Annotated in this window: 14 protein-coding genes; 4 read left to right on the plus strand and 10 right to left on the minus strand. The window is 65.1% G+C overall.

The annotated features are described in order from the left end of the window. The first annotated feature begins 89 nt into the window (after positions 1 to 89). Positions 90 to 548: a DUF305 domain-containing protein gene (locus C8D95_RS06070; RefSeq protein WP_109758270.1), complete on the plus strand. Its 459-nt coding sequence runs from the start codon at positions 90 to 92 to the stop codon at positions 546 to 548. Here C8D95_RS06070 and C8D95_RS06075 read toward each other — a convergent pair. The 6 genes from C8D95_RS06075 to C8D95_RS06100 form a co-directional block, all read right to left on the minus strand. Continuing rightward, the gene (locus C8D95_RS06075; RefSeq protein WP_109758271.1) at positions 542 to 1375 is read right to left on the minus strand and encodes a helix-turn-helix domain-containing protein; all 834 of its coding nucleotides are present in this window, start codon (positions 1373 to 1375) and stop codon (positions 542 to 544) included. The two genes, C8D95_RS06070 and C8D95_RS06075, sit on opposite strands and share 7 nt — an antisense overlap. A 123-nt stretch (positions 1376 to 1498) precedes the next feature. After that, on the minus strand, positions 1499 to 2068 hold the full coding sequence (gene ilvN / locus C8D95_RS06080; RefSeq protein ID WP_109758272.1) for an acetolactate synthase small subunit: 570 nt from the start codon (positions 2066 to 2068) through the stop codon (positions 1499 to 1501). Between the two features lie 9 nt (positions 2069 to 2077). Then, positions 2078 to 2566: a CreA family protein gene (locus tag C8D95_RS06085; protein WP_420902627.1), complete on the minus strand. Its 489-nt coding sequence runs from the start codon at positions 2564 to 2566 to the stop codon at positions 2078 to 2080. Continuing rightward, complete coding sequence (locus C8D95_RS06090; protein WP_109758273.1) at positions 2566 to 4329, minus strand: acetolactate synthase 3 large subunit; 1764 nt, start codon at positions 4327 to 4329, stop codon at positions 2566 to 2568. The genes C8D95_RS06085 and C8D95_RS06090 overlap by 1 nt, the downstream gene beginning before the upstream one ends. A gap of 232 nt (positions 4330 to 4561) precedes the next feature. Then, entirely contained in the window at positions 4562 to 5206 is a 645-nt protein-coding gene (locus C8D95_RS06095) for a response regulator transcription factor (RefSeq protein WP_109758274.1), read from the minus strand. Further along, on the minus strand, positions 5203 to 6621 hold the full coding sequence (locus C8D95_RS06100; RefSeq protein ID WP_109758275.1) for a cache domain-containing protein: 1419 nt from the start codon (positions 6619 to 6621) through the stop codon (positions 5203 to 5205). Before C8D95_RS06100 ends, C8D95_RS06095 begins: the two co-directional genes overlap by 4 nt. A 210-nt stretch (positions 6622 to 6831) precedes the next feature. Here C8D95_RS06100 and C8D95_RS06105 point away from each other — a divergent pair, with 210 nt between their 5' ends. The 3 genes from C8D95_RS06105 to C8D95_RS06115 all read left to right on the plus strand — a co-directional run bounded on the left by C8D95_RS06105 (position 6832) and on the right by C8D95_RS06115 (position 11254). Then, positions 6832 to 7914, plus strand: coding sequence for a TRAP transporter substrate-binding protein (locus tag C8D95_RS06105; protein ID WP_109758276.1), 1083 nt, complete (start codon positions 6832 to 6834; stop codon positions 7912 to 7914). Between the two features lie 72 nt (positions 7915 to 7986). After that, positions 7987 to 8889: a TRAP transporter small permease subunit gene (locus C8D95_RS06110; RefSeq protein ID WP_109758277.1), complete on the plus strand. Its 903-nt coding sequence runs from the start codon at positions 7987 to 7989 to the stop codon at positions 8887 to 8889. Between the two features lie 10 nt (positions 8890 to 8899). Continuing rightward, positions 8900 to 11254, plus strand: coding sequence for a TRAP transporter large permease (locus C8D95_RS06115; protein WP_109758278.1), 2355 nt, complete (start codon positions 8900 to 8902; stop codon positions 11252 to 11254). 54 nt (positions 11255 to 11308) lie between these two features. Here the strand turns inward: C8D95_RS06115 and C8D95_RS06120 are convergent, their stop codons facing one another. The 4 genes from C8D95_RS06120 to C8D95_RS06135 all read right to left on the minus strand — a co-directional run bounded on the left by C8D95_RS06120 (position 11309) and on the right by C8D95_RS06135 (position 13818). After that, on the minus strand, positions 11309 to 12133 hold the full coding sequence (locus C8D95_RS06120; protein ID WP_109758279.1) for an arginyltransferase: 825 nt from the start codon (positions 12131 to 12133) through the stop codon (positions 11309 to 11311). 85 nt (positions 12134 to 12218) lie between these two features. After that, a complete protein-coding gene (locus C8D95_RS06125; protein ID WP_109758535.1) occupies positions 12219 to 12662 on the minus strand; it encodes an RDD family protein in 444 nt (147 codons plus the stop codon). 104 nt (positions 12663 to 12766) lie between these two features. Then, positions 12767 to 13198 (minus strand): DUF2852 domain-containing protein, encoded by a 432-nt coding sequence (locus C8D95_RS06130; protein ID WP_109758280.1) that lies wholly within the window; start codon positions 13196 to 13198, stop codon positions 12767 to 12769. A gap of 152 nt (positions 13199 to 13350) precedes the next feature. Next, complete coding sequence (locus C8D95_RS06135) at positions 13351 to 13818, minus strand: YbaK/EbsC family protein (protein WP_109758281.1); 468 nt, start codon at positions 13816 to 13818, stop codon at positions 13351 to 13353. Between the last annotated feature and the right edge of the window lie 3 nt (positions 13819 to 13821).

A 13821-nucleotide genomic window follows, 5' to 3' on the forward strand; every position in this document is an offset into this window, starting at 1 on the left:
GTGGCCCCCTTTTTCTGTGCGATTCGGACGTTCCGGAACTCTTTCGGGGCGGACTTCGTTGGCAGGGCGAACTCTGAAGGGGGAACACTATGTCCAGCTACGCCCGTTTCTTCGCCATGATCGGCACGTCGATGGTGGCCATGTACGCGATGACCTATCTCAACGTCTGGTCCCTCGATCACGTCACGTTCAGCGAAAGCCGCATCTACATGGTGGGGTACATGGGCGCCGTGATGGCGGTCGTCATGCTGTCCTTTATGTGGGGCATGTACGAGGGGCAGGGGACGAAGATTGGCATCCTGGCCGCGGCGGCCCTGCTTTTCGCGGTGTCGCTCTGGCTCATGCGCAGTCAGTCGACGGTCGAGGACGTGTCATGGATGAAGGCGATGATCCCGCACCACTCCATCGCCATCCTGACCAGCGAACGCGCCACGATCACCGACCCGAGGGTGCGTGACCTGGCGGACAGCATCATCGAGGCGCAGCGCCGCGAGATCGGCGAGATGAAGGCGCTGATCGCCGACCTGGAGGGCTCGGGCGGTCAGTAGAGTCCCTTGATCCAGCGCGGGGTGAAGGGGCCGAAGGGATTCCAGTCCTCGAAGAACAGCCTCTCCGTCTCCATCAGGCGGTCCCAATGGAACACGCCGCACCTTCGGCGGGCGGCCAGCCCGTCGCGCAGGCGCGGACCCGCGCGTTCGAGGATGGACGGGAGGAGGAGGGCGTGGTGCTGCTCGTTCGAGCGCATCATCGCGGTGTAACCGAAGAAGAGCTGATTGTCGGCGTCGTGGCCGTGGGTGAAGTACGACAGGTACATCGCGGGGCGCACGGTCGTGGTGAGGAACAGGAACGCGGTGCCGACAGTGTTCTGGAAGGCAAGCGACCGTGCGCGGCGCTGCCGCCAGGTGAGGCGCTGGTTCTTGCCTCCGAAGTGGACGGAGTCGATGGCCGTCCTCGCCAGGGCCGATCCGTCGGGCAGGCTGCTGAGGAGGATCAGGCTTGCCGAGACCATGTCGGGGACCGTGAACGTCGGCCGCAGAAGGCGGTAGAACCCGTCCGGCATGACTCCGTGATCGAAGGCGCGCATGCGCGACAGGAAGGCCGGGAAGCCGAGCGCCGGATCGGGGCCGGGGTCGTCTTCCTCCCGCAGCGTTTCGATCGGTTCGAGGAGGATGCGGGCATCGACCCCGAAGTGCTTGCAGATGCGATGCAGGACGTCCGGCCGGGGGTGCGCTTCGCCGGAAAGGTAACGCAGGAATTGCGTTCGGTTCACGCCGATGTCGCGGCAGACCTGCGAGACTGACGTCGTTCCTTCTATCAGAACCCTGAGGTTCTTGCCGAAGCGGTCCCGCAACTGCTGCGGTGTGGGCGCTCTCATGGTCGCACCACCAGCCCCCCACCATTGTCGCTAAATAGCGACAGACAAAGAGAAAATTGCATTCAACCCAGAGTTAGCCCTGGTGGGTCGAAAAGCAAGTGGGGATCGGGGAAGGTGCGGGCGTCAGAGACCCGATTTGCCCCGCGACAGCGCCGCGATTCCCGTGCGCGCCATCTCGTCCAGACCGAGGGGACGCATGAGGTCGGCGAAGGCGTCGATCTTCTCGGAGGTGCCGGTGACCTCGAAGACGAAGCTTTCCAGCGTCGAGTCGACCACGTTGGCGCGGAAGATGTCCGCGAGGCGCAGCGCCTCGACCCGGCGCTCGCCCTTGCCGGAGACCTTGAAGAGCGCCAGCTCGCGCTCGACCGCCGGACCTTCGGTCGTGAGGTCGTGGACCTCGTGGACCGGGACGATGCGGCCAAGCTGGGCCTTGATCTGCTCGATCACCGAGGGCGTGCCGGTGGTGACGACGGTGATGCGCGACCGGTGCCCCTCGTGATCGACCTCGGCTACGGTCAGGCTCTCGATGTTGTACCCCCGGCCGGAGAAGAGGCCGATGACGCGCGCCAGCACGCCCGCCTCGTTCGCCACGATCACCGCGAGGGTGTGACGTTCGACCGTCTGCACATTGGGGTCGCGCAGGTCGTAGGCGGAATGGCTGGAGGAGCCTTTCTTGATCTTCAAGGCGGACATCTGTGCTTCCTAGTCCTGAGTGCCGGCCTGCCAGAGCGGAACGGTCGAGATCGACATCTTGGCCGATCCTTCCGTCAACTCGCGGGCGTGAGCGAGGTAGATGAGGGTCTGGTTCGCCTCGTCGTAGATCCGCTTGATGCGGATCGACTTGAGAACAAGGCTGCGGGACTGGCGGAACACCTCTTCGCCCTCTTTCGAGCGGTCGATGTCGCCGATGGTGATGGGGCCGGTCTGACGGCAGGCGATCGAGGCGTTCGAGGGATCCTCGAACCAGTTCCCCTGCGACAGCCGGTCGATGAGGCTGCGCTCGAAGTACGCGACGTGGCAGGTGACGCCGGGCACCTGCGGATCGTTGATCGCCTCGACGATGATGTCGTTGCCGACCCAGTCGACGCCGACCTTGCCGACCTCTTCTGCCCATGCCGCAAAGGGGGCGACAAGAAGCGTGGCGAGGGCAAGGACGCGACGCAAGGCGTGGGTGCCGAAGGACTTTCGCATCACACCAGCACCGCCCCGCCTTCCTTGATCGCGTTCCTGGTGTCCGCGTTCTCGCCGAGGATCATCTCGTTGTGCGGCTTGCCGGAGGGGATCATGGGGAAGCAGTTCTCGTGCTTCTCGACCAGGCAGTCGACGATCACGGGGCCGTCGTAGGCCAGCATCTCGCGGATGCCCTCGTCGAGGTCGGCGGGGTCGTCGATGCGGATGCCCTTCGCGCCGAAGGCTTCTGCGAGCTTGACGAAATCGGGCAGGGCCTCGGACCACGAGTGGGAATACCGCTCGCCGTGCAGCAGCTCCTGCCACTGGCGGACCATGCCGAGGCGTTCGTTGTTCAGGATGAACTGCTTCACGGGCAGGCGGTACTGGATCGCGGTGCCCATCTCCTGCATGTTCATCAGCCACGATGCCTCGCCCGCGACGTTGATGACGAGCGCGTCGGGATGCGCCATCTGCACGCCGATGGACGCCGGGAAGCCATAGCCCATGGTTCCCAGGCCGCCGCTGGTCATCCAGCGGTTCGGCTCGTCGAAGTCCATGTACTGCGCGGCCCACATCTGGTGCTGTCCGACCTCGGTGCAGATGTAGCGGTCGGGGTGATCCTTCGTCAGCGCCTCGAGGCGCTGCACCGCGTGCTGCGGCTTGATGGTCTTGCCCTCTTGCCGGAACTTCAGGCAGTCGATGGCCTTCCACTCGGCGATCTGCTTCCACCAGTCCTTCAGCGCCTTGCCATTCACGCGCGAGCCGCGCTCCTTCCAGACCGCCAGCACATCCTCGAGGACCGAGGCCACGTCACCGATGATCGGCATCTCGACATGGATGACCTTGTTGATCGAGGACGGGTCGATGTCGATGTGCGCCTTGACCGAGTTGGGGCTGAAATCCTGGATGCGGCCGGTGATGCGGTCGTCGAAGCGGGCGCCGACGTTTATCATCAGGTCGCAGTCGTGCATCGCGAGGTTGGCCTCGTAGAGCCCGTGCATCCCCAGCATCCCGAGCCAGCCCTTGCCGCTGGCGGGATAGGCGCCGAGGCCCATCAGCGTCGAGGTGATCGGGAAGCCCGTCGTGTCGACCAGCTCGCGCAGAAGGCGCGAGGCCTTGGGGCCGGAGTTGATGACGCCGCCGCCGGTATAGAAGACGGGACGCTTCGCGCCCTCGATGGCCTCGACCAGCGCGCGGACCATGTCCGCGTCGCCCTTGGTGCGGGGCGCATAGTGCGAGGTCTTCGTGTCCTTGGGTGAGACATAGGTGCCGGTCGCGAACTGGACGTCCTTAGGAATGTCGACCAGCACCGGACCGGGACGGCCCGACACGGCGACGTGGAACGCCTCGTGCAGCACGGGCGCCAGGCGGTCGGTCTCCTTCACCAGCCAGTTGTGCTTGGTGCAGGGCCGGGTGATGCCGACGGTGTCGGCCTCCTGGAAGCCGTCGGTGCCGATCATGAAGGTCGGAACCTGGCCTGTCAGCACGACGATCGGGATCGAGTCGAGTAGCGCGTCGGTCAGGCCGGTCACGGCATTGGTGGCTCCGGGCCCCGAGGTCACGAGGACGACGCCCGGCTTGCCGGTCGAGCGGGCATAGCCTTCAGCGGCGTGAACCGCGCCCTGTTCGTGCCGCACGAGGACGTGGCGAATCCGGTTCTGCTGGAAAATCTCGTCGTAGATCGGAAGAACCGCGCCGCCGGGATAGCCGAACACCACCTCGACGCCCTGGTCCTTCAGGGCCTCCACGACCATTCTCGCTCCGGTCATCTGCTTCTTGCTCATCGCGCCCAAGTCCTTGTCCTGCGCATAAAAAAGCCCCCGGGAGTGATCCGAGGGCGCATGGGAACCGTTATGGCGTCCGTTACCGGCCCATGCACCACCGTCCTACAAGTACGACTACGATCCGTTCCACGAAGGTCTCCTATCGGTCCCGGGACACTATGCAGGAGGGTGGGGAGCGTCAACCGCCAAATTTCCATTTCTTGCGTGGCGGCGGCACCTCGCGCAACTTTTATCAGAAGGTGCCGGTGCCCTGCAGGACGCCGTGCTCGAGCGCGTAGCGCGTCAGACCGGCTGTGGAACTGATCCCCAGCTTGCGGCGGATGTTCTTCCGATGCGTCTCGACCGTGTGGACGCTGATGTCGAGGCTGTCGGCGACCTCGCGGTTCGAGCGGCCCTGCGCGAGCTGGAGAAGGATCGTCTGCTCGCGCGAGGTCAGCGGTTCGCGCCCGTCCGCGATCTTCTTCGGCGAGAGCTGCGACTTGGCGCCGGTGCAGAGATAGGTCTCGCCCCGCATCACGGCGTCGATAGCGATCTTGATCTCGTCCGTGGGCACGTCCTTCAGGACATAGCCCTTCGCGCCGTGCGCGAGCGCCGTCGAGATGTATTCGGCGCTGTCGTGCATCGACAGGATCAGGATGCGCATGTCGGGACAGCGCTCGAGGATCAGTTCGGTTGCGGCAAGCCCGGTGAGGCCGGGCATGTTGAGGTCCATCAGCACCACGTCGGGTCTCATCCTTTCGGCCGCCTCGACCGCCGCGCGCCCGTCCGGCGCGGTGCCGACGACTTCGAGGTCGTCGTAGGTGTCGAGGATGGCTTCGATCCCCTCGGCCACCATCGGATGGTCGTCGGCGATGAGGACGCGGACAGGTGCGGTCATGCGCTTTCCTTGGTTTCGGTGTCTGGTCTGAGAAGGTGGGTCAGGGGCACCTCGGCCTCGATCACGGTGCCGGTGGACGAGGCGAGGATGCGGAAGGTGCCGCCAAGCTGCTCGACGCGCTCCTGCATGTTGCGCAGGCCGAGACCGCCCGACACCTGGTCTGGACGGAAGCCGTGGCCGTCGTCCTGGATGCGCAGCGTGGCGCCCTTGCGGTGGCCGTAGACGCGGATCTTCACTTCGGAGGCGACTGCGTGCCGCTCGATGTTGGTCAGCGCCTCCTGTGCGACGCGGAAGAGTGCGATCTTGGCGTCGTCATCCAGCCGGTTGCGGAACACCACCGTCTCGAGTTCGGAGGCGATGCCGGTCCGCTCGGTGAACTCGTCGGTCAGGGTCTTGAGGGCCGGCCCCAGGCCCAGGTCGTCGAGCGTGCCTGGACGCAAGTCGCGGCTGATGCGGCGCACCTCCTGGATCGCGGTCGTCAGCCCGTCGAGGCCCTTCCGCAGGCTTTCCGCCGCACGTCCGTCGCCCGAGCGGAACCGCCTCTCGGCCAGATCGAGCGCGTAGCGCACCGACACGAGCATCTGGCTGATCCCGTCATGAAGCTCGCGCGCGACGCGGCCGCGTTCCTCCTCCTGGGTGTCGATGATGCGCTGCGTGAGGCGCTTGAGCGCGGCGTCGGCGAGGGAACGCTCCCGTATGTTGACGAAGAGACCCGAAGCGAAGACCGCGACGAGCGCCCCGGCGGCGATGGCGCCGATCCACAGGAAGTTGCGACGGACCCGCGCCTCGACGCCGGCACGCGCCGAAGCGACCGTCTCGCGGACGTCGTCGATGAAGATGCCGGTGCCAAGCGCCCATCTCCAGTCCTGAAAGCCGACGACATAGGAGATCATCTCGGCCTGCCGGCCGGTCGTGGGCTTGGGCCAGTCGTGGGTCTGGTAGCCGCCGCCCGAGCGGGCGAGTTCGATGAAGCGCTGCACGATCTTCGTGCCGTCCGTGCCCTCGAGATCCAGCCAGTTGCGGTTGATGAGATGCGTCTGGCGGGGTGCGACGAGGTTGGTGCCGTCGTAATCGAAGACGAAGAAGTATCCGTCCTGCCCGTAGATCATCGCCGCCAGCGACTGCATCACCTCGACCTTCGCCTCTTCGTCGAGAGGCGAGGCGTTGCCGTAGACGGCGCCAATGGCGGTTCGGGCGATCGAGATGTAATTTTTCAGCTCCGCCTTCTTGGCCGCGATCAACTCGCGCTCCAGCGCCGCGATCTCGCGTTCGGCGAGCGTGCGCGACTGGAGCGCCACGAACGCGGCCATCGCCGCGACGGCAAGAACGAGGGGAACGGCGGCCAGAAGCAGGAACTTCCGCCGATAGCGCCGCGACAGGCGCTGGTCGAGTGTTTCGATGCCGCGTCTCGTCATTCGTCCCTGCCGGTTTCATTGCAGGTCGCCGCCTGCCGGGCAAGGCTCGCCGCATCCGCATGCGGCGCTAACAGGGCGAAAAACGCCCCGCATTCCCTTGCGTCTACTCAATAACGGGTATTCCCCTGACACATGGCTCCCTCTAGTGTCGCGCCACTTGCAACGATCCGCTTGTGAAAGCGGGCCATGCGTATTTGGGAGGATAACCACATGGATCGTCGTTCATTCCTTAAGAACACCGCCATCGGCGGCTCGGCGGCCGCCGCCACCTCGCTGGCGGCCCCGGCCTATGCCCAGGGCAACCGCACGCTGACGCTCGTCACCACCTGGGGCCGCGGCCTTGCCGGCGTGCACGACAGCGCGCAGCGCGTCGCCGACAACATCACGGCGCTCACGGACGGCCAGGTCACCGTCGACCTCAAGGCCGCGGGCGAACTCGTCGGCGCCTTCGAGGTCTTCGACGCGGTGACCTCCGGCCAGGCCGACATGTACCACGGCGCCGACTACTACTTCGTCGGCCAGCATCCGGGCTATGCCTTCTTCACCGCCGTGCCCATGGGCATGACGGCGCAGGAGCTGGTCAACTGGTACTACATGGACGGCGGCATGGAGCTTCACGACGAGCTCGGCCAGATCTTCGGCCTGAAGTCCTTCCTCGCCGGCAACACCGGCGCGCAGTCGGGCGGCTGGTTCAAGTCCGAGATCAACAGCCCCGAGGATTTCCAGGGCCTCAAGTTCCGGATGCCCGGCCTCGGCGGCCAGGCCCTCGGCAAGCTGGGCGCGAGCGTCCAGAACCTGCCCGGCGCCGAAGTGTACCAGGCGCTTGCCTCGGGCGCCATCGACGGGACCGAGTGGATCGGACCCTGGGCGGACGAGAAGGCCGGTTTCCAGGAAATCACCAAGATCTACTACACCTCGGGCTTCCACGAGCCGGGTGCCGGCCTGTCGCTGGCCACCAACCGCGAGGTCTTTGAAAGCCTGACGCCGACGCAACAGAAGATCATCGAGATCGCCTCGGCCGAGTGCCACCAGTGGAACCTCGCACAGTTCCTGTCCGAGAACGCCGCGGCGCTCCAGCGTCTTCAGTCGGCCGGCGTGACGGTCCGCGAATTCCCGGATGCGGTCTGGGATGCCTTCGGCCGTGCAAGCCAGGAAGTCCACGACGAGAACATGGGCGACGAGCTCTACAAGAAGATCTACGACAGCGCGATGGCCTCGATGCGGTCCTCGTCCGAATGGATCGCCAAGTCGACCGGCGCCTACCTTGCGCAGCGCGACCGCGTCCTGGGCTGAGACTGACCTCAACGACGAAAGGGGCCCAGCCGGGCCCCTTTCCAAGACAGACGGACCATTCGGGAGGGGACAGTGGTCGAAGGTCTTTCGTGGTTCTTCACGAACATCGCCCTGGCGTTCTATAACTTCTTCTACGCCATCACCCATCCGAACCTGTGGCTGGACATGGGCGACCCCGAAGCCGTGAGCCGGGTGATCTATTACGGCGGTTCGGTCGAGTTCTTCTTCATCGTCTTCGTGGCCTTCCTTGTCCTGACGGGGCTGGGGCTGTGGAAGAACGGCATCATGTGGGGCGCTGTCCGCATCCTCGAGGGGTTCGGCAACGCCGTGGGCCGCGTTGCGGCCTGGGCCGGCCTCATCATGGTGATTCAGCAGATCATCATCATCTTCGTCCAGCGGGTCTTCGCCAGCGCCCAGATCACGCTCGGTTTCGGCACGCCGCTGACCAAGGATGTCTCGTGGTGGTCCGAGGAACTGAAGCTCTGGAACGCGCTCGTCGTGTGCCTATGCGTGTCCTACACCTTCATCCAAGGTGGTCACGTCCGGGTCGACCTGATCTATTCCGGCGTCTCGTACCGCACCAAGCGCGTCCTCGACATGCTGGGCTCGCTGTTCTTCATGATCCCGACGGCAGTCCTGACGTGGATGTACGCCTGGTACTTCCTGTGGCGTCACCTCGTCGTCCCCAAGCCCTCGGCCAGCCAGACGCTGGAACAGACGATGATGAAGGCGCGCGCCCTGCGGTGGAACGTCGAGACCATCGGCTTCAGCCCGAACGGCTTCAACGGCTATTTCCTGTTCAAGGTCCTGCTGCTGGCCTTCTGCGCGATGGTGTTCATCCAGGCCATCGCCTTCTTCTACCGCTCGTTCCTCGAGTGGAAGGAAGGGCCGGAGAGCGAAGGCAAGTATCTCGACCGCGATGCCCTTGGCGATCCCAATGCCGAGCTCGTGCACGCCATCGATGAACATCACTGAGGACTGACAGATGCTTCTTGGACTCGACGGCGTAGAGATCGGTCTTCTGATCGTCTTCCTATGTCTCTTCGGCGGCATCCTGTCGGGCTTCCCCGTGGCCTTCGCCATCGGCGGCGCGGCGGTGATCTCGTTCGCGATCATCGCCGGGCTCGACGGCGCGGGTCTGCTGATCCACCAGGCCATCGACACGTCGAGCGCCGACTACTCCGCTCTGGTTCGAGAAGGGATACGACCCGACGCCATATCGGTGTTCTCCTATCCCGACCTGCCGCGCCTGGGCGTGCCCGTCTTCCCGCAGGGCTGGGAATTGGCGATGGACCGCAACGTGTCGTTCATCGTGAACCGGATGAACGAGCGCGTGCTCGCCGGCGCGTCGATCGAGACGCTGCTGGCCGTGCTGATGTTCGTGATGATGGGCATCACGCTCGAACGCTCGAAGATCGCCAACGACCTGCTTCTGACGATGGCGCGGGTCTTCGGACCGCTTCCGGGAGGACTTGCGGTGTCTATCGTCGTGGTGGGCGCGTTCCTCGCCGCCTCGACGGGGATCGTCGGCGCCACCGTCGTGACCATGGGCCTGCTCGCCCTGCCGACGATGCTGCGCAACAACTACTCGCCCGAGCTTGCGACCGGCGTCATCGCCGCCTCCGGCACGCTGGGCCAGATCATTCCGCCCTCCATCGTCATCGTGCTTCTGGGCACCCTCGCCGGCGACCTCTACGCCGCCGCGCAGGAGGAGCGCGCCTCGCTCGTCGGCTGCTCGGATGCGCTGACCTACCTGGGCGAGCCTGCGGTCGTGTCGGTCGGCACGCTGTTCCAGGCAGCGCTGCTGCCGGGGATCCTTCTGGCGGTGCTCTATGGCCTTTACGCCTTCGGCTTCGCTCTTCTGAACCCGTCCAAGGCGCCGGCCGTTCAATTCGGCGAATCGACCTCCGAGATCGTGACCCGGAACGAGGCGCTGACCTGGTATCTCGGTGCGCCCATCCTCCTGATCGGCGGGCTGATCGTCGCGATGTCCTTCGGGGTCGTCGGCAACCAGAGCACGCGTGTCGACAGCTTCTCGGAGGCGGGCCAGACCGCCTCACTGCGCACCAAGGTTTCGCTCCAGTGCCAGGAGGCGATGATCGAGCTTCATGGCCAGGCGGCCTGGGATCGGGCGCTTGAGCAGCAGGCCGAGATCGATGCCGCGGGCGGCGTTGAACAGGCCGTGCAGCTGACCGAGGAAGAGCGCGCACAGCGCACGATGCAGAAGATCCTCGACGCCGCGCCGATCGGCACCGGCGTCGCCGTCGGCTTCCTGATCCTGTCGCTCGTCCTGACGACCGCCCTCGGCGTGTCGCCCAGTTCGGACCCGAGGCCGTTGTGGATCGGCCTGGGCGGGGTGGTGCTGGCGCTTCTGGTCGATGCCTTCCTCATCATGCCGACCACGACGCCGGGGATGACCTTCGTCTATCTCCTGATCCCGCTTGCCATCGTCATCTGGGCCTGCCGCATCGCGGTCGAGCGTCTGGGCCGGAACGAGCTTCTGCGCGTCGTCTTCCCGCCGCTGGTGCTGATCGTGGCTGTCCTGGGATCCATCCTGGGCGGCATCACCAACCCGACCCCTGCGGCGGCCTTGGGTGCCGGCGGCGCGATCTTGCTGGCGGCTTACAGGAAGCGGAAGGACCAGAACCGCAGCGGCCGGGTCATCATCATGTCGAGCTTCGCGCTGGTCATCATGCTGCTGATCGGGTTCAACTTCGACCTCCGCGTCGGGTCGAACACCACGACCGAGAACTGGATCGCCTTCTTCGTTGCCCAGGCGACGTATCTCTTCGCGCTCTTCGGGCTGTTCTACGCCTGCTGGGTCCTGCTCGCGTCGGGTGTCCTGGGGCCTATCGTCCGCGAGACGGCAAAGGTCACGAGCATGGTGTTCACCATCCTCATCGGGTCGCAGCTTCTCAACCTCGTGGTGATCTCCTTCGGCGGCGAACATTACATCCAGGACTTCCTCAAGAGCTTCGACGACGAGTTCACTGTCTTCCTGATCGTGATGCTGGTGCTGTTCTTCCTGGGCTTCGTGCTCGACTTTCTCGAGATCATCTACATCGTCATCCCGATCGTCGGTCCCGTCATCTATGGCGGCACCTTCGACCCGAAGTGGGTGACGATCATGATCGCGGTGAACCTTCAGACGTCGTTCCTTACGCCGCCCTTCGGCTTCGCGCTGTTCTACCTGCGCGGCGTCGCCCCGCCCGAGGTCACGACGCGGCATATCTATCGCGGCATCATTCCCTTCGTGCTGATCCAGATCCTGGGGCTGGCCCTTCTGTGGTTCTTCCCGGAGGTCGTGACGATCGTTCCCGACCTGATGCCAAACAACTGACGCCACGCAGCGTCCCGCCACGGCGGGACGTCTTATTTCGACGGTGGGGATGGGTCAGCGCGTGGGTCGCGTATCGGGCAGGCTGATGCGCGCGACCTGCTCTGCGATGGGATCGGTCGACAGCGGGTGCGTGTCGGCGGAATAGCTGTCGGGGTCGCCGAGGTTCTGCCAGGCGCCGCGAGAATAGACCTCGAGCGCCGAGAAGTTGGCCTTGTAGCCCATCTTCGCCGATCCCGGCACCCAGTAGCCGAGATAGACGTAAGGCAGCCCCGCCTCGCGCGCGATCTCCACGTGATCGAGGATCACATAGGTGCCCAGGCCCCGGTCCGCGACATCGGGATCGTAGAAGCTGTAGACCATCGACAGCCCGTCATCGAGAACGTCGGTGAGACACACGGCGCGCAGGCGTTTCTGGCGGTCGACGCGGTCCGAATATTCGACGACGCGCGAGCGGATCGGGGTCTCTTCGATCATCGCGGCGAACTCGAAGATGTCCATGTCGGCCATGCCGCCGTCGGCGTGGCGGGCGTCGAGGTAGGCGCGGAACAGCGCGTACTGATCCTCGGTCGCCCAGGGAGAGGTCGCGTCGCGGCGCAGACCGTCGTTCCGCTTCTGGTTCCGGCGCTGGCTGCGCGAGGGCTCGAAATCCGCGACCCGGATGCGTGCCGACAGGCAGGCCGAGCATTCCGCGCAGGAGGGACGGTAGAGCACGTTCTGCGAGCGGCGGAATCCCTGCTTCGACAGCGCGTTGTTCAGTTGCTCGGCATAGTCGCCCTGAAGGGCGGTGAACAGCTTCCGCTCCATCCTGCCGTCGAGATACGGGCAGGGCTGGGGCGCCGTGACATAGAATTGCGGCGCGAGTGGAAGGGTGTGGCGCATGGTAACCTAAGGCGGCGGGACTGGCTTTCGGACTCAAAGACTAGCGCCCCGATCCCGAAGCGCCAATCCCCCATTATGGCTGTAGTCAGGCGTGACGGTTGATGGCCGCAGTCCCAAGGACCATGTCCGTCAGCCCCTGCTTGCGCGCGGTCGTCAGGATCAGCACGATCGAGATGAGCTGAAGCGGGAAGGTGATGACCGAAACGGTATAGCCCGCGACATGAAGGAACGCGGTCAGCCCGTCCAGCCGCTCGCCGTCCGCCGCGCGCAGCTCGATCGCCATCAGCCTCATGCCGAGCGTCGCAGAGCCGCCCGAGATGGTCATCCAGCGGTAAAGAAAGCCGACAACCAGGAACAGCGGGAGGAAGAGCGGAGCGAGGAACAGCGTGAAGACCGAGATCGCGGCCGTCACAACGGCGATCAGGCCCACGTCGACGACCCAGGCCATCAGGCGCTTGACGGGAACGTCGTCGTAGAACTCGGGATGTGTGTCTGGATCGGGAAGGCCGGTCCGGATGTCGTGTGTCATGTCCATCGGTGTCTCCTGTCCCCTTTAGATAGGAAGTGTCGGCGGCCCCTTGGAGGGGACGGTTGGCAGGGGCCGCCGCCGAAAGTGCGGAAGCCCCTCCGGTGTCAGGCGTCGAGAGCGTCGCCCTCGACGTCCGTTTTCTGCTTGCGGGCGCGGTCTTCCATGAACTGGTCGAACTCGGCCTTGTCCTTGGAGTCGCGGAGCCTCTGGAGGAAGGCTTCGAAGGCATCCTGCTCGTCCTGGAGGCGCTTCAGCGTATCGGCCTTGTAGGAGTCGAACGCGGTGTTGCCGGAGGACCGGAACGCGGTGTGTCCGAAGCGGCCCTGGCGGGCGGTGGAGCAGTTACCTTTGAACATCTGTTTTCCCCAGATCATGTAGGCGAGAAGAGCGAGCCCGATCGGCCAGAAGACGACAAAGCCGACCACCGTCGCGGCGATCCATGCGGCCTTGCCGCGTGCGTCGAGCCATCCTTCTGCGCGCCTGATGGGGTTGCCCCCGCGGCGGGCAGGCATGGCGTTGAGTGTCGCGGTGGTCATCTTCGGGTCCTTTCTCCGAATGGTGCGGGTCTATGTGAATTGCTTTCACATCCCGAATATCGGAAGGGGGCGACCTGCCTTCAAGAGGGTATGTGAACGATTTTTACATTTTTTGCAGACAAGCGCCGAAACGCGTCTCGCCCCGCCTGCGATCAGGTGAAATCGGCCTCGTGACCGCCCGTGGCGTTCAGCAAAAGCGCCGGAGCGACGGGAAAGATGTGCCGGGGCGTCCCGGCGGCGGCATAGACGACGTCGAAATCCAGAAGCCTCGGGTCGAAGAAGATGCGGCTTGGCGTCAGGTGACCGACCGGGGCGACGCCGCCGATGGCGAAGCCCGTCCGGTCGCGCACGAAGGCCGCGTCGGCACGCCCGAGGGGTTCACCCGCGACCGCACCGGCCTTCCCGGCATCGACCTGGTTTCCGCCCGCCGTGATGAAAAGGACGACGCCGTCGCTGGCCTCGCCGCGGAAGATGATCGACTTGGCGATCTGGTCGACGGCGCAACCCGCCTCGCGCGCGGCGTCCTGCGCCGTGCGGGTTTCGCCCGGCATTTCCATGACATCGGTCTCGATCCCCAGGGCGGCGAGGGCGGAGGTCACGCGGGCGAGGCTTTTGCTCATGGG

It is taken from the genome of Silicimonas algicola, assembly GCF_003148765.1.
In the GTDB taxonomy this organism is placed as follows: Bacteria; Pseudomonadota; Alphaproteobacteria; order Rhodobacterales; family Rhodobacteraceae; genus Silicimonas; species Silicimonas algicola.